The 14369-nt window shown below is 56.0% G+C and carries 14 protein-coding genes; 12 read left to right on the top strand and 2 right to left on the bottom strand.

Annotation, left to right across the window (positions count from 1 at the left end):
• The first annotated feature begins 48 nt into the window (after positions 1 to 48).
• From hisN to ACXLHR_RS09735, 3 genes are all read left to right on the top strand, one after another.
• Complete coding sequence (gene hisN, locus ACXLHR_RS09745) at positions 49 to 864, top strand: histidinol-phosphatase (protein WP_458792520.1); 816 nt, start codon at positions 49 to 51, stop codon at positions 862 to 864.
• The gene (locus tag ACXLHR_RS09740; RefSeq protein WP_458791255.1) at positions 857 to 2197 is read left to right on the top strand and encodes an 8-oxoguanine deaminase; all 1341 of its coding nucleotides are present in this window, start codon (positions 857 to 859) and stop codon (positions 2195 to 2197) included. The genes hisN and ACXLHR_RS09740 overlap by 8 nt, the downstream gene beginning before the upstream one ends.
• Positions 2198 to 2288: 91 nt before the next feature.
• Positions 2289 to 2669 carry a CAP domain-containing protein gene (locus tag ACXLHR_RS09735; RefSeq protein WP_458791254.1) on the top strand — a complete coding sequence of 127 codons (381 nt, stop codon included), beginning with the start codon at positions 2289 to 2291 and terminating at the stop codon, positions 2667 to 2669.
• Here the strand turns inward: ACXLHR_RS09735 and guaD are convergent.
• Complete coding sequence (gene guaD / locus ACXLHR_RS09730) at positions 2654 to 3949, bottom strand: guanine deaminase (protein ID WP_458791253.1); 1296 nt, start codon at positions 3947 to 3949, stop codon at positions 2654 to 2656. The two genes, ACXLHR_RS09735 and guaD, sit on opposite strands and share 16 nt — an antisense overlap.
• Positions 3950 to 4062: 113 nt before the next feature.
• Between guaD and mgtE the strand changes: the two genes are divergently transcribed.
• The 6 genes from mgtE (at position 4063) to ACXLHR_RS09700 (ending at position 10497) form a co-directional block, all read left to right on the top strand.
• Positions 4063 to 5436, top strand: coding sequence for a magnesium transporter (mgtE, locus tag ACXLHR_RS09725; protein WP_458791252.1), 1374 nt, complete (start codon positions 4063 to 4065; stop codon positions 5434 to 5436).
• Positions 5424 to 5978: a 5-formyltetrahydrofolate cyclo-ligase gene (locus ACXLHR_RS09720; RefSeq protein WP_458791251.1), complete on the top strand. Its 555-nt coding sequence runs from the start codon at positions 5424 to 5426 to the stop codon at positions 5976 to 5978. The genes mgtE and ACXLHR_RS09720 overlap by 13 nt, the downstream gene beginning before the upstream one ends.
• A gap of 79 nt (positions 5979 to 6057) precedes the next feature.
• On the top strand, positions 6058 to 6879 hold the full coding sequence (locus ACXLHR_RS09715) for a TIGR00282 family metallophosphoesterase (protein ID WP_458791250.1): 822 nt from the start codon (positions 6058 to 6060) through the stop codon (positions 6877 to 6879).
• 12 nt (positions 6880 to 6891) lie between these two features.
• Positions 6892 to 8673, top strand: a complete 1782-nt coding sequence (locus ACXLHR_RS09710; RefSeq protein ID WP_458791249.1) for an SLC13 family permease — start codon at positions 6892 to 6894, stop codon at positions 8671 to 8673.
• 56 nt (positions 8674 to 8729) lie between these two features.
• Complete coding sequence (locus ACXLHR_RS09705; RefSeq protein ID WP_458791248.1) at positions 8730 to 9479, top strand: YebC/PmpR family DNA-binding transcriptional regulator; 750 nt, start codon at positions 8730 to 8732, stop codon at positions 9477 to 9479.
• A gap of 142 nt (positions 9480 to 9621) precedes the next feature.
• A complete protein-coding gene (locus ACXLHR_RS09700; RefSeq protein WP_458791247.1) occupies positions 9622 to 10497 on the top strand; it encodes a DMT family transporter in 876 nt (291 codons plus the stop codon).
• 182 nt (positions 10498 to 10679) lie between these two features.
• On the opposite strand, the gene ACXLHR_RS09695 is transcribed toward ACXLHR_RS09700, so the two are convergent.
• Positions 10680 to 11114, bottom strand: a complete 435-nt coding sequence (locus ACXLHR_RS09695) for a hypothetical protein (protein WP_458791246.1) — start codon at positions 11112 to 11114, stop codon at positions 10680 to 10682.
• Positions 11115 to 11458: 344 nt separating this feature from the next.
• Between ACXLHR_RS09695 and ACXLHR_RS09690 the strand changes: the two genes are divergently transcribed.
• The 3 genes from ACXLHR_RS09690 (at position 11459) to ACXLHR_RS09680 (ending at position 13895) form a co-directional block, all read left to right on the top strand.
• Positions 11459 to 11902, top strand: a complete 444-nt coding sequence (locus ACXLHR_RS09690) for a sugar dehydrogenase complex small subunit (protein WP_458791245.1) — start codon at positions 11459 to 11461, stop codon at positions 11900 to 11902.
• A gap of 46 nt (positions 11903 to 11948) precedes the next feature.
• Entirely contained in the window at positions 11949 to 13565 is a 1617-nt protein-coding gene (locus ACXLHR_RS09685) for a GMC family oxidoreductase (RefSeq protein WP_458791244.1), read from the top strand.
• Between the two features lie 144 nt (positions 13566 to 13709).
• Positions 13710 to 13895, top strand: coding sequence for a class I SAM-dependent methyltransferase (locus tag ACXLHR_RS09680; protein ID WP_458791243.1), 186 nt, complete (start codon positions 13710 to 13712; stop codon positions 13893 to 13895).
• Positions 13896 to 14369: the final 474 nt, after the last annotated feature.

Genomic DNA, 14369 nt, shown 5'->3' with positions numbered 1-14369 from the left:
ACCGGCTTCGCGATACCGAGATGGTATAACGACAGTCAGAGGGGCGAAATTGTGGTTGATGCGGAATTAAAATCCGACCTTGTCAGGGTCGCGCATTTGCTTGCTGACGCGGCGCGCGTCGAGACATTGAAAATGTTCCGCGTGGCGGGTCTGGTAGCGGATGATAAAGCTGCCCCTTCGTTGTTATTCGATCCCGTGACAGAGGCTGATCGTGCAGCGGAGCAGGCGATGCGGGCGATTTTGCGCTCCGCGCGCCCGGACGACGGCATCATCGGCGAAGAGTTCGGTAGCACTGCTGGCAGCTCTGGTCTGACCTGGGTATTAGACCCGATTGACGGCACGCGCGGCTATATTAGCGGCACGCCGACATGGGGTGTTTTGATCGCAATCTCGGATACTATGGGTCCACTGTTCGGGATCATTGACCAGCCCTATATCGGCGAGCGATTTGTCGGTGGGTTCGGTATCGCCGAGATGAGCGGACCACATGGCAAAGTCTCTCTCGCGACGCGCAAAGATTGCGTGTTGGCTGATGCGATCTTGTTGTCCACCTTCCCCGAAGTGGGCACGCCCGAGGATCGCCGCGCCTTTGAAGCGGTTACGAAAGCTGTAAAGCTGACCCGCTTTGGCATGGATTGCTATGCCTACGCGTTGCTTGCGGCGGGGCACGTTGATCTGGTGATCGAGGCCGGATTGCAGCCCTACGATATTCAAGCGCCGATCGCTGTGATCACGGCTGCGGGGGGCGTTGTGACCGACTGGAAGGGCGGTCCGGCGCATCACGGTGGGCGTGTTCTGGCCGCAGCAAATGCGGAGATTCACGCTGCTGCTTTGGCAATTCTCAGCGAGGCAGGTGATGACTGATCTGCTTTTGCGCGGGGCGCAAACCGTCCTGACGATGGATGACGACCGCACACGTTTAACGTGTATTGATATCCATATCAAAGCCGGTGTGATCGCAGCAATTGGTCCTGAAATTACGGCTGAAGGTGCCACGGTTGTGGATGTTACCGGCTGCGTTGTGACCCCCGGTCTGGTGAACACGCACCACCATCTTTATCAAACCCTGACCCGCGCTGTGCCTGGCGGGCAGGACGCGCTTTTGTTCGGCTGGTTGAAAACGCTTTATCCGATCTGGCAACGGTTTGGCCCAGAAGAGATGTTTGTTTCGGCGCAGGTCGGTTTGGCCGAGCTGGCGCTGTCGGGCTGCACGCTGACGTCGGATCATTTGTATCTATACCCCAATGGATCGCGGCTGGATGACACGATTGCCGCGGCGGGCGAGGTGGGGTTGCGGTTCCATCCAACCCGTGGCGCAATGAGCATCGGCCAGAGCGACGGCGGATTGCCGCCCGACAGTCTGGTCGAAAAAGAAGCCTCAATTCTAGACGATTGCATCCGCGTGATTGATGCGTTTCATGATGCGTCCGAGGGTGCGATGGTCCGCGTTGGTGTGGCCCCTTGTTCGCCATTCTCGGTGAGCCGCGATTTGATGCGCGACGCGGCGATTCTGGCGCGCGACAAGGGTGTGATGATGCACACCCATCTGGCCGAGAACGACGAGGACGTTGCATATAGTCTTGAGAAGTTCGGCTGCCGTCCGGGGCAATATGCACAAGATTTGGGTTGGACCGGCGATGATGTCTGGCACGCGCATTGTGTCAAATTGGACGGGCAAGAGATTGATTTATTTGCAAAGTCCGGCACTGGCGTGGCCCATTGCCCTTGCTCGAATTGCAGGCTGGGGTCGGGTGTCGCACCTGTGCGCCAGATGCGCGATGCAGGGGTCAAGGTGGGCTTGGGCGTTGACGGCTCGGCCAGTAATGACATTGGTAACCTGATCGGTGAAGCGCGACAAACAATGTTACTACAACGGGTTGTTAACGGTGCTGATGCTATGTCAGCGGATGAGGCGTTGTTTATGGCCACGCGTGGTGGTGCGCAGGTTTTGGGGCGCAGTGATGTGGGGCAGATTGCCGTAGGTCAACGTGCCGATATTGCGGTCTGGGACGTGGGCGGGGTGGAAAGTGCGGGCTCGTGGGATCCGGCCGCGCTGGTTCTCGCTGGACCCAACAAAGTGCGCGATTTGTTTGTTGAGGGTCGCCAGATTGTGTCACATGGTTTGATAACCACGATTGATTTACCCCGCGTGATTGCCCGCCAGAACGGCTTGGCACGCGCATTGATGGAAAGCTGATAATTTGCGCGCAATTGCTTTGTTTTTAGGTCTCTCGGCCTGTGTTATCGTCCCGATTCCGGTTCCAACATCTGTCGGGGAACAATCACAGGTGCGTAGCCTGCGAGCCTCAACCGCGCCTGACGCCGGATTTCATGCACGATTAAACGGCGCGCGCACCACGCCGATTGCATTTAACGCGCAGCTGGCGGCAGTCGCGCGGGCCCATGCCCAAGACACGCAAGCACGCGGTTATTTCGATCATAAATCCCCCGAGGGTTTGCGGGCCGGTGACCGTGCGGCCGCCGTGGGGATCCCTGCTTGTGGGATTGGCGAGAACATTGCGAAGGGTCAAAAGGATTCGGCAGAGGTATTCGAAGCCTGGATGAGCTCTGGCGGGCATCGCCGCAACATGGAAAACCCGCGCATGGCAAGCTACGGTCTGGGCCAGTCAGGCGATGCCTGGGTGCTGATGCTTTACACGCCCTGCTGACGGTTCCCCGCGACCCAGACATCCGCAATCGCGCGGTCGTCACCCATCATGATTGTTGGAAATAACGCGTCCCAGATATCGCTCGCGCGTGCATGGCGCTGTGCGATGGCAGGGGTCGAGGCAAGGTCCAGCACCGTGATGTCAGCGGCTGCCCCCTTGCCCAAGTGGCCGATTTTGCCAGACATATGCAGCGCGTCGGCGGATCCTTCGGTGGCCATCCACATCAACTGCGCGGGGTGCAGAACGGTGCCGCGCAGCTGTCCGATCTCGTAGGCGGCGGCCATGGTATGCAGCATCGAGAACGAAGAGCCGCCGCCTGTATCCGTCGCCAACCCCATGCGAATGCCGCGTGCCGCAAGGCCAAGCGTGTCAAACAACCCCGAGCCGATGAAGGCGTTTGACGTTGGGCAATGCGCAACGGCGGCGCCGATCTCTGACAGGCGGTCGATTTCGCGTGGCTCAAGATGGATGGCATGACCGTAAATCCCGCGCGCGCCAAGCAGACCGGCAGCTTCGTAAGTATCCAGATAGTCACGGGCCTGCGGGTGCAGATCTCGCACCCATGCGATTTCATCGTGCTGCTCGCTCAGGTGGGTTTGCATCAGGCAATCGGGGAATTCGGCCCATAACGCCCCCAAGGCATGCAGCTGTGCGCTGGTCGAGGTCGGCGTAAAGCGCGGGGTAATGGCATAGGTTGCGCGGTCTTTCGCGTGCCATTTGCCAATCAGCGCCTTGCTGTCATCATAGGCTGACTGCGCGGTGTCGCGCAGGTCGTCGGGCGCATTGCGGTCCATGCAGGTTTTGCCGCCAACCACCGCCATGTTGCGTGCGGCGGCAGCGGTGAAATAGGCATCAACGCTGGTCGGGTGGATCGTGCAAAAGCTGGTCAGCGTGGTGGTGCCATGCGCCAGTGCCAGATCCATCGTGCGACCCGCAATCATGGATGCATATGCGGGGTCCCCAAATCGCGCCTCTTCGGGGAATGTGTAGGTGTTGAGCCAGTCAATCAGCCGCTTGCCCCAGCTCGCGATCATCGCCGTCTGGGGGTAATGCATATGCGCGTCAACAAAGCCTGCGGTAATGAGTTTATCGCCGTAGGCTGTGACTTCGGCATCAGGGTGTAGCGCGATCAGGGCATAACCGTCTGCGACGTCGCTGATTTTGCCATTTTCGATCAACACGCCGCCGGCGCTATTGACCTGTGCTGCATCCTGCCAAGGGCCGGTAAGCGCGTTTCCAGTAAATGACAGGGTCTGCCCTGTGAGAATTTGTTTTGTCATAATTCCACGCTATTGTGTGCGGCATGTGGTTGTAAATCGCCAAAAAATTCCGCGCCTGCGCTTGTGCCGCACTTGCGACGCGTTATGTTGCAAACACCCGACCGGAGGATGCCATGACAGATCAGATCGACGAGATTGACGACGAGGCATTTGGCATCACCGACCGCGTGATTGCGGAAGTTATGGCGGCTGTCGAGGCGGAAGACAGTGCGCGGATTACCGAAATCCTAGACCCGCTGCATGCGGCTGACATTGCCCACCTGATCGAACTGATTGACACGCGCGACCGGCGCGCATTGCTGGCGGTCTGGAAGGGGGGCATGGACGGTGACATCCTGTCCGAGCTGACCGAGAGCCTGCGTGAAGAGGTGATCGAAAGCCTTGATGCGGGGGAGTTCGCGGAGGCGGTGCGCGAGCTGGAAACCGACGACGTTGTTGATCTGGTCGAGTACCTAGACGATGCACAGCAAGAGGCGGCTTTGGGCGCGCTGGATGCAGGCGACCGTGTGGCGGTTGAGCAGGCGCTGTCCTACCCCGAGGAATCGGCGGGCCGTCACATGCAGTCCGAGCTGGTCCGCGCGCCAGAGCATTGGAACGTTGGCGACGCGATTGATTATTTGCGTTCGGATGTGGTGCTGCCCGACCAGTTTTACCACGTCATTCTGGTAGAGCCGTCAATGAAGGCGGTGGGCTACGTCACACTGGGCCGAATTTTGTCGTCGCGCCGTGATGTACCGCTGCGCGATCTGCTGGAAGACACATTTCGCACCTTCCATGTTGCGCAAGACGTGGAAGAGGTCGCGCAAGCGATCAACCACTATCACATGATCACAGCCCCTGTGGTCGACGACGACGGTCGGATTGTGGGGGTGATTACCATTGATGATGCGATGGCGTTTCTGGAAGAAGAGCACGAGGAAGATATTCTGCGTCTTGCGGGGGTTGGCGAAGGCTCGATCTCGGACCGCGTTTTTGAGACGACCCGTCAGCGGATCCCTTGGCTGGCAGTGAATTTGGTGACCGCAAATCTGGTTGCCGCGACGATTTCGTTATTTGAGGATACGCTGCAAAGTATTGTTGTGCTTGCCGTGTTGATGCCGATTGTGGCCTCGATGGGCGGCAATGCTGGCACGCAGTCGTTGACAGTTGCCGTGCGCGCGCTTGCGACCCGCGATTTGACCAGCGCGAACCTTTGGCGCGTGATCCGGCGTGAGGTGACGGTTGGTTTCGTGAATGGCACCATTTTTGCCGTTGTTATGGCGATGATTGGCATTTTCTGGTTCGGCTCGCCGATGTTGGGCGCCGTTCTGGCGGCGGCGATGGTGATCAATTTGGTGGTGGCGGGTTTTGCAGGCACCGTTGTGCCGATCTTGCTGGAAAAAGCGGGCATTGATCCTGCACTGGCGTCAGGCGCGTTTGTGATGACCCTGACCGATGTTGTCGGGTTCTGCACCTTTCTTGGATTGGCGACGCTATGGTTACTTTGACCCAGCAAAAGGCGACAGCGCGTCAGGCGGCGTTTGCCCGTCGCGAAATGGCTCATGGCATGGGGCAGGGCACGGCGGCACATCTGAGTTCCGTTCTGGCGGGGTACCGCGGGGTGCCGCTTGCGGGTTACATGGCAATGCGCACCGAGATTGATCCACGCGCCGCGATGGAAGAAGCCTGCGCCCACGGCCCCGTTGCAGTGCCGGTGATTATCGGCAAAGGACAGGCTTTGCGTTTTCGCATTTGGGAGCCGGATAGTGCGATGGTCGAGGGGGCGTTCGGGGCATTGATTCCCGAAGCTGGTGCTTGGATCGAGCCTGAAATTTTGATCGTGCCGCTGGTGGCGTTTGACCGTCATGGGGGGCGATTGGGCTATGGCGGCGGATTTTATGACCGGACGTTAGAAATGCTGCGCACCAAACGACAGACGCTTGCCGTGGGCTTTGCATATGCTGACCAAGAGGCGCATGATTTGCCATTAGAGCGGACCGACCAGCCGCTGGATATGATCGTGACCGAAAGCGGGATCATCACCCTTTGAGGCCGTCTGAATTTTGTAGAAAATTCACAAATGAAAATTCTTCTAGAAGAATTTTGCGCCAACCCGTAACAGGGGCGGTATGAAAATACTTTTCCTTGGTGATGTGATGGGCCGCGCAGGCCGTCAGGCAGTGATCGACAATCTGCCTCGTTTGCGCAAAGAGTGGCGTTTGGATTTTGTTGTGGTCAATGGCGAGAACGCCACGGGCGGCATGGGACTGTCTGGCGCGCATGCAAAGGTGCTGCTGGATGCGGGCGCTGATGCGTTGACCTTGGGGGATCATGCGTTCGACCAAAAAGATATGCTGTCGTTTGCCGCGCAAGAGCCGCGAATCATTCGCCCGCTAAATTTCTCGAAATCGGCCCCCGGTGTCGGCGCACGCGTGTTTCCTGCCACCAACGGGCGCAAGGTCCTTGTGACCCAAGCGCTGGGCCAGGTGTTTATGAAACGTCCGTTTGACGATCCGTTTTCCGCACTTGATGCCGTGATGCGCCAGTATCCGATGGGCGGCGTTGTGCAGGCCAGTCTGGTCGATATTCATTGTGAAGCGACGTCGGAAAAAATGGCGGTTGGGCATTTCTGTGACGGGCGTGCCAGCATCGTCGTCGGTACTCATACCCACGTGCCGACCGCCGACGCAATGATCCTGCCCGCAGGCACTGCCTACCAATCCGACGCAGGCATGACGGGCGATTATAACTCTGTGATCGGCATGGATAAGGTTGAACCACTGCGCCGTTTTATCACCGGTATGCCTAAAGAACGGTTCACGCCAGCTGCTTCCGAGGCCACGCTATCGGGGCTTTATGTGGAAACAGATGATCGCACGGGCAAGGCCACCCGCGTTGAAATGGTCCGTCAGGGGGGGCGTCTTTCGCCCGCCGGCCCCGTTGAAAGTTGATTTGGATGCCCGATGAGTGACCTGTTTGACTTCACCCAGACCCAAGAGGCTGTCATCGCCTTGCTGGTACTGGCTGCGATGTTTGCTCTGTTTTTGCGCGAAACCTTTCCGACAGAAGTCGTCGCAATGGGCGGCGCTGCGTTTTTGCTGTTTACCGGCATTTTGACATATGACGACGCGATTTCGGTGCTGTCGAATGCGGCACCATGGACGATTGCGATGATGTTTATCGTGATGGGAGCCTTGGTGCGCACAGGGGCATTGAACTATGTCACGGTGCTTGCGGAAAAAGCGGCAAAGCGCAATCCAAAGCAGGCGGTTGGCGGCTCGATGGCGTTTGTGATCGCGTCCTCGGCGTTTGTGAACAATACGCCTGTGGTTGTTGTGATGCTGCCGGTTTTTGTGCAAATGGCGCGCACGCTAAAAGTTACGGTCTCCAAGTTATTGATTCCATTGTCATATGCGTCAATTGTGGGCGGCACGCTGACCTTGATCGGCACCTCGACCAACCTTGTGGTTGACGGGGTGGCGCGTCACGCGGGCATGGAACCTTTCACCATTTTTGAAGTCACGCCGATTGGATTGATCATTGCGATATGGTCGATGCTTTATCTGTATTTGTTCGGAAACCGCCTGTTGCCCGACCGTGATAGCCTTGCGATGATGTTGTCTGACCGCACCAAAATGAAGTTTTTCACAGAGGCCGTCATTCCGAGCGATAGCAACCTGATTGGCCGTGAAGTGCTGTCAGTGCAGTTGTTCAAGCGGGAAGGTGTGCGCCTGATTGACGTGGTCCGTGGCGACGAGTCACTGCGCCGCTATCTGGAAACGGTGGTGCTGCAACAGGGCGACCGCGTCGTTTTACGCTCTGCGATTACCGAGCTGTTGTCCTTGCAAGCCACCAAAGATTTGCGCCGCGTCGACCAGGTGTCTGCGGTTGAAACCAATACTGTCGAGGTGCTGATTGCCCCCGACTGCAAGATGGTGGGCCGTATGCTTGGCTCTTTGCGTCTGCGCCGTCGCTACGGTGTTTATACGCTGGCCGCGCACCGGCGCGACAAGAACATTGGCCGCAAACTCGATGATTTGATTGTGAAAGTCGGAGATACCTTGCTGTTGGAAGGCACGCCTGAAGATATTCAGCGCCTCGCAGTTGATATGAATATGACCGATGTGACCAAGCCCACCGCACGCGCCTATCGCCGCACCCATGCGCCGATTGCGATCGCGGCGATGTTGGGGGTTGTTGTGTTGGCTGCGATGAATGCAGCCCCGATTTTGGCGCTGGCGTTTATGGCTGTGGCGATTGTTTTGCTGACAGGATGCATCGATGCCGAAGAGGCGATGGAGGCGATTGACGGCTCGCTGCTTGCGTTGATCTTCGCGATGTTGGCGGTTGGTGCTGCGCTTGAATCCTCGGGTGCGGTCGAGATTATTGCAGGCACATTATCGCCGTATATGCAGGTTATGCCGTCGTGGCTGGTGGTGTTTGTGGTCTACGTTCTGTCGATGGTTCTGACCGAACTGGTGTCCAATAATGCCGTGGCCGTGGTGATGACGCCGATTGCAATCGGTTTGGCTTCGGCACTTGGCGTTGACGCCCGCCCGCTGGTGATTGCCGTGATGATGGCCGCATCCGCCAGTTTCTCTACTCCGATCGGCTACCAGACCAACACGCTGGTCTACGGTCCCGGCGGCTATAAATTCACCGATTTTTTACGCATTGGTGTGCCATTGAATCTGTCGCTGGCGGTGGTTTGTTCCATCGCAATCCCGATGATTTGGCCGCTTTGACACGCACCCCCGAATTGGCGTAAGAAACGCCAAACGATTATTTATAGGATTCAGACATGGCTGGCCACTCAAAATGGGCGAATATTCAGCACCGCAAGGGGCGTCAGGACAAACTGCGATCCAAGCTGTTTTCCAAATTGGCAAAAGAAATCACCGTGGCGGCGAAAATGGGCGACCCCGACGTTGATAAGAATCCGCGTCTTCGCATGGCGGTGAAAGAGGCAAAATCGGTTTCTGTGCCCAAGGACGTCATCGACCGCGCGATCAAGAAATCCCAAGGCGGCGATGCGGAAAACTACGACGAAATGCGCTACGAAGGCTATGGCCCCAACGGCGTGGCAGTGATCGTCGAGGCGATGACCGATAACAAAAATCGCACCGCGTCCAATGTACGCTCTACGTTTTCCAAAAATGGCGGCAATCTGGGCGAGACAGGCTCGGTGGGCTTTATGTTCGACCGCATGGGCGAGGTGACTTATCCCGCATCCGTGGGCGACGCGGACACCGTGATGATGGCCGCACTTGAAGCGGGCGCCGAGGACGTGCAATCGGACGAAGATGGCCATGTGATCTATTGCGTCGACAGCGATCTCAATGAGGTATCCACAGCGCTGGAGGCAACGCTGGGCGAAAGCGAAACGACCAAACTGGTGTGGAAACCGAACCTGCACACCGAGCTGGATCTCGACGGGCTGACCAAGCTGATGAAGCTATTGGACCTGTTGGAAGACGACGACGACGTGCAACGCGTGACGACCAATTTCGAGGCATCTGACGCGGTCATGGACGCGTATGCCAACAGCTAGATTGCGGTGATATCCGGCCACAACGGGCGTGCCAAACGGCGCGCCGAGTTGGGTCCTCTGCGGATCACGTAAATAGCGCGCTCTGCACATAATTTCGCAAGACTTTCTTGTCTTTGCCGCAAAGGTCTGCAAGCCGTTGTGCATGGAAAAACGCAATGCTGATCGCCCCGTGGCAGGGATCTTGTGGATGGCTCTCTCGGGGCTGATGTTTGTCGGTGTGACCGCACTGGTGAAACATGTGGGTGAAGCCCTGCCAGCAGCGCAAAGCGCGTTTTTACGCTACCTTCTGGGCCTCGTGTTTCTGATCCCGATGATTCGTCCGATCATAAACGCGCATCTTACGCGCCGACAGATCAAGCTTTTTGCACTGCGCGGCATTGTTCATACTGGTGCCGTCATTTTGTGGTTTTTTGCAATGACCCGCATCCCGCTCGCCGAAGTCACCGCGATGAATTATCTCACCCCCGTATACGTCACATTGGGCGCGGCGGTTTTCCTGCGGGAACCGCTGCCACCGCGCCGCATGGCCGCCGTTGTGGCAGCGCTTGTCGGCGCAGTGATCATCCTACGTCCGGGTGCGCGCGAGATTGATCCCGCCCATGTCGCAATGCTAGTCGCAGCCCTGTTTTTTGCCACCGGCTACCTGACGGCAAAACAATTATCGGGCGAATTGGCGCCCGCTGTCGTCGTCGGTATGTTGTCGATTGCCGTCACAATCGGCTTGGCACCCTTAGCCTTTGCCGTCTGGGTTACACCGACGCTGGACCAATTGGGCTGGTTGTTTCTGGTCGCCTGCTTTGCCACCGCAGGCCATTACACAATGACGCTGGCTTTTGCGGCCGCCCCCTTGACGGTCACCCAACCGGTCACATTTTTACAACTGGTTTGGGCGGTCTTGCTCGGCGCGTTGGTGTTTGGCGAAGGCTTCGACGGATGGGTGATTTTCGGCGGTGCTGTCATCATGGCATCGGTCAGTTTTATCACATGGCGCGAGGCGGTTTCGCGCCGCCAGATCTGAAAAGTCAGGCAATTCAGAGCCAATTTTAAAGACGGAGTGTTGATTTAATTGGATAAAATATTTGAGCGGCCGCACTAACTTCCACTGAGCCTACTATAATTTTTCCACTAAAAATTGTTGAAACGAAAACAAAAAAGCCGCCCAAAAGGCGGCATTTTATGGTAATTTAGCTGAAAATTAGTTCAAACAGGCAAAGATTCAATGTCAGATTTCCTATAGACATACCGTAACAGAATGGATTTTGGTGCGATTGGTTTTGTCCCCAATCTCCTTAAACGACAACGCGCTTTGTAAATGCCGCCCGAAAGTGATGCATATTCGTTTAGTGTTAGGTGGGCTTCATTAAATGCGTGGATTTCTGCGATATCCAAAAGTGGTGCACGCTCTTCATATGCACTGTCACCATAGTGTTGTGTGAAATACGGATCGTCAGTCTGGTCGTTCATCTCCATCAGTTTTGTTAGCGCTCTGACCTCTAAATCCATGACTTTGGCAGCGTCTTTTTTCCATAAGAAGGCATGACAATCTGAATGTTTCCATAAACCAAGCAGAAATATTGAGCCGGACACCCAACCGAAAATAACGGCAATCACAATCACGATAATTTTCTTCAGCATAGAAGTCAGGTTTTCACTTTCACGGGGCGTTTGCAGCCGTCAGTTTAACGTCATTGGTGACGAGCGTAGCATCAGCTAAAGAGGGTTCTCTGCCGCCATTAGATCGATCGCAGCATTTTGCCCATCCGGTGCCGCAGCCCCAAGTAAGGACAGCCCGAAGGCGTCGGGTATTTCCAGATTACAGTAGGTGGCGCTTGGGGAACCGGGCATTTCTAGCTGTTTTTTGAAGAATGCCAACATTGATTACCAAACGGAAAGCAACGCTATGGAACCAAATTCCCATATCGCGGGTTAGGTCAGTAGTCGCTTCCATCGCGGCATGCAGAGCGACAGGGAGTAAGTTCATGATCCGACGAAATAGGATGACCGCGCCAAAACTCACGCGCCGAGGGCTGCTTTCCGCAGTTTCGGCAATATCGGTCTTAGCGCTGACCCAAACGCCAAGTCGCGCATACGCTGCGAATTTGGATATCGACACCTTTCTTACTTTGTCAAAAAAACTGGTTGGGCACGACGACCTATATGAAGACATAGCGGCCGATATGCTTAGGGCATTTACCGTCGCTGGTCGGGAAGATGCTATTTCCGCGTTGGCCGATGGCACTGGTGACGATGCGATTGCTTCGGCGATTGTGGATGCTTGGTATACAGGCGTGTCGCCAAATTCCGACGATCTGGGCGTCCTGACCTATACCGATGCGTTGGTTTGGCAGGCGATGGATTACAGCAAACCAATGGCCTATTGCGGCGGCGCAATGGGGTATTGGGCCGAACCGCCCGAGGTCTAAGCCGCGGCGTTTCGTTCAAATATCTACGAGCTAAGGGAATTCGGTAATGGCAAACGACATCACGACAGACGTATTGATCATCGGCACAGGTATCGCTGGCGCAATCGCAGGGGCGAAGCTGGCACAAAAGGGGCTACAGGTCGCTTTTTTGGAGAGCGGCAAGCGGATTGACCGGTTTGATGCAGTCGACAAGTTCTGGAACGCCAAAATTAAAGTTCCTGAATCTGCTTACCCGAATGATCCAACAGCATCACATCCCGTCAGTCACAAGATCGAAGATTTTTATCAACAGATGGGTCCGGAAAATTTCAAGTCCACTTATATCAAGGTGGTTGGCGGGACGACATGGCATTGGCTTGGCACAACTTTGCGGAACGTGCCTGCCGATTTCAAAATGAAGTCGCTTTATGGCCACGCGATGGACTGGCCGTTTGACTACGATGCGTTAGAGCCGTTTTATCTGGCTGCCGAACAGGAGATCGGCGTTGCGGGGGACAGTACCGAGGATCTAGGTTCGCCGAGGTCTGGCGACTTCCCAATGCCGATGATCCCGATGACATATTTGGACAAGCAGTTTTTCAAGGCTCTGGAAGGCTCGAAGTATCAGGTACGCAGCACACCACAGGGGCGTAATTCGACCTATCACGCTGATCGTCCCGAATGCTGCGGCAATGCGTCGTGTATTCCGGTTTGTCCGATTCAGGCAAAGTATGATGCCACAGTTCATGTCGTACAGGCCGAGAATGCTGGTGCCATTGTCTATGATCAAACCACCGCGACACGTCTGAACCTCGGCGCAGATGGGCAGATCGCATCGGTGGATTTCCGACGTGCGGACGGCAGCACCGGAACAGCTTCCGGTAAGGTGGTCGTTGTCGCGGCTCACGCGATCGAGACTCCACGTCTGTTGCTGAATTCTGCGCAGGACGGGGCGGCAAACGGAATTTCCAATAGCTCGGATCAGGTCGGGCGCAATTTGATGGATCACCCCACCAAGCTGAGCTGGGCTGAAGCACCCGAGCCAGTATGGCCTTATCGCGGTCCACTCTCCACTTCGGGGATCGAAAATGTGCGTGACGGCGAGTTCCGCAAAGATCGGGCGGCGTTCCGGATAGAAATTGGTAACGATGGTCATAGTTGGCCAACAGGTGCACCATTTTCCACAGCATCTGATCTTGTGCAATCAGGCTTACGTGGGGATGCGCTTGACGCGGCGATAAAGGACAAGACATCCCGCCATGTCCGCCTCGCTTCGCTGGTCGAGCAATCTCCCGATGCAGAGAACCGTGTGACATTGGATCCTGACAAGAAAGACGCAAATGGTATGCCTTTGCCCCGCATCCACTTCGATTACTCTGATTACACGCGCGGCGGATTGGACGCAGCGCAAGAAGCTCACGAAGAGGTGTTTGCAGCCCTTGGCGCGACTAATGTAAACCATTCATCGGAAATTCAGGGCGCAGGGCATGTTATCGGCACCGTACGTATGGGCAAAGATGCGGCGAGCGCTGTTGTAGACGCCGATCTTCGCAGCTTTGACCATCGTAATCTATTCATATTGGGGTCGGGGACGTTCCCGACATCGGCGACAGCGAACCCAAGTCTTACCATCGCTGCATTATCGCTGCGTGCCATAGACGCGATTGCTGCAAGTGTCTCTTAAGGCAGGGCTCGCTTAAGGTTTCAGGTTTCGACGTTGACCTTAACATCATGTTGCCCGGTCTATGGTTGTTCAGAGAGATGAACCATTTATTGGGCAGCAGTAGAGGTTCCCGTCCCAGAAAATGGGCGGGTTACAACCTTTTCCGTGATCGTTGGTCCCGCATGGGGACGGCGATCACGGAAAAATTCGGCACTGGTGAAACAGGACTTGCGTCAAGTCAGCGCCATCGTGGGTACCGATGATGACGCCAGTGATCTGGTGAGATTGGCGATAAAACATGATCGTAAGCGGGTGGTGCTAAAGTGGCCTGCTAAAGCTGATCCGATTTAAGGTGTTCAAAAGCGCACACACCAAATCCGCGGTTAATCGAAACGACATGATGTTTTTATGACTGGTTAACAAACATCTCCTCTCCTTATGACCCCGTGCCACACCGGCCCTCATCGGCCCATTGCTGCCTTTCATCACCACCTCAAGATGCCGCGATGCGGCCTTATGCGCGCGCGGTTAATGCTCACGCAGCATTTTCTCGCATGTGCAGCGACCCACATTTTGCAGCGCAGCTAATTTCATCAGAGCGGCCATTGAGAGGGTCAAAATTGGGTATTCCCAAACCACCTTTTCGCTGCGCACAATTCCAACACTCTGGTCGCAGACTTTCCAGACCTCCGGTGGATATACGTCAATGTCCGGTTTAGCGATCCGTTCAACAAACGGTAATTTTTGGCACGACCGAGGTTATGGAACGAAAGCTATTCACTCGGGTTCTTCAATGTCGCACAGTAAGCGGGACCATCATCCATA

The organism is Yoonia sp. MH D7 (assembly GCF_054439475.1).
The sequence above is the reverse complement of the archived record's forward strand: the minus strand, read 5'-3'. Positions and strand labels throughout refer to the sequence as shown.

Coding starts and splice junctions, on each gene's coding strand:
- ACXLHR_RS09740 (WP_458791255.1), top strand. CDS start 857: ATGACTGATCTGCTTTTGCGCGGGGCGCAAACCGTCCTGACGATGGAT.
- guaD (WP_458791253.1), bottom strand. CDS start 3,949: ATGACAAAACAAATTCTCACAGGGCAGACCCTGTCATTTACTGGAAAC.
- mgtE (WP_458791252.1), top strand. CDS start 4,063: ATGACAGATCAGATCGACGAGATTGACGACGAGGCATTTGGCATCACC.
- ACXLHR_RS09720 (WP_458791251.1), top strand. CDS start 5,424: ATGGTTACTTTGACCCAGCAAAAGGCGACAGCGCGTCAGGCGGCGTTT.
- ACXLHR_RS09715 (WP_458791250.1), top strand. CDS start 6,058: ATGAAAATACTTTTCCTTGGTGATGTGATGGGCCGCGCAGGCCGTCAG.
- ACXLHR_RS09710 (WP_458791249.1), top strand. CDS start 6,892: ATGAGTGACCTGTTTGACTTCACCCAGACCCAAGAGGCTGTCATCGCC.
- ACXLHR_RS09705 (WP_458791248.1), top strand. CDS start 8,730: ATGGCTGGCCACTCAAAATGGGCGAATATTCAGCACCGCAAGGGGCGT.
- ACXLHR_RS09700 (WP_458791247.1), top strand. CDS start 9,622: ATGGAAAAACGCAATGCTGATCGCCCCGTGGCAGGGATCTTGTGGATG.
- ACXLHR_RS09695 (WP_458791246.1), bottom strand. CDS start 11,114: ATGCTGAAGAAAATTATCGTGATTGTGATTGCCGTTATTTTCGGTTGG.
- ACXLHR_RS09690 (WP_458791245.1), top strand. CDS start 11,459: ATGATCCGACGAAATAGGATGACCGCGCCAAAACTCACGCGCCGAGGG.
- ACXLHR_RS09685 (WP_458791244.1), top strand. CDS start 11,949: ATGGCAAACGACATCACGACAGACGTATTGATCATCGGCACAGGTATC.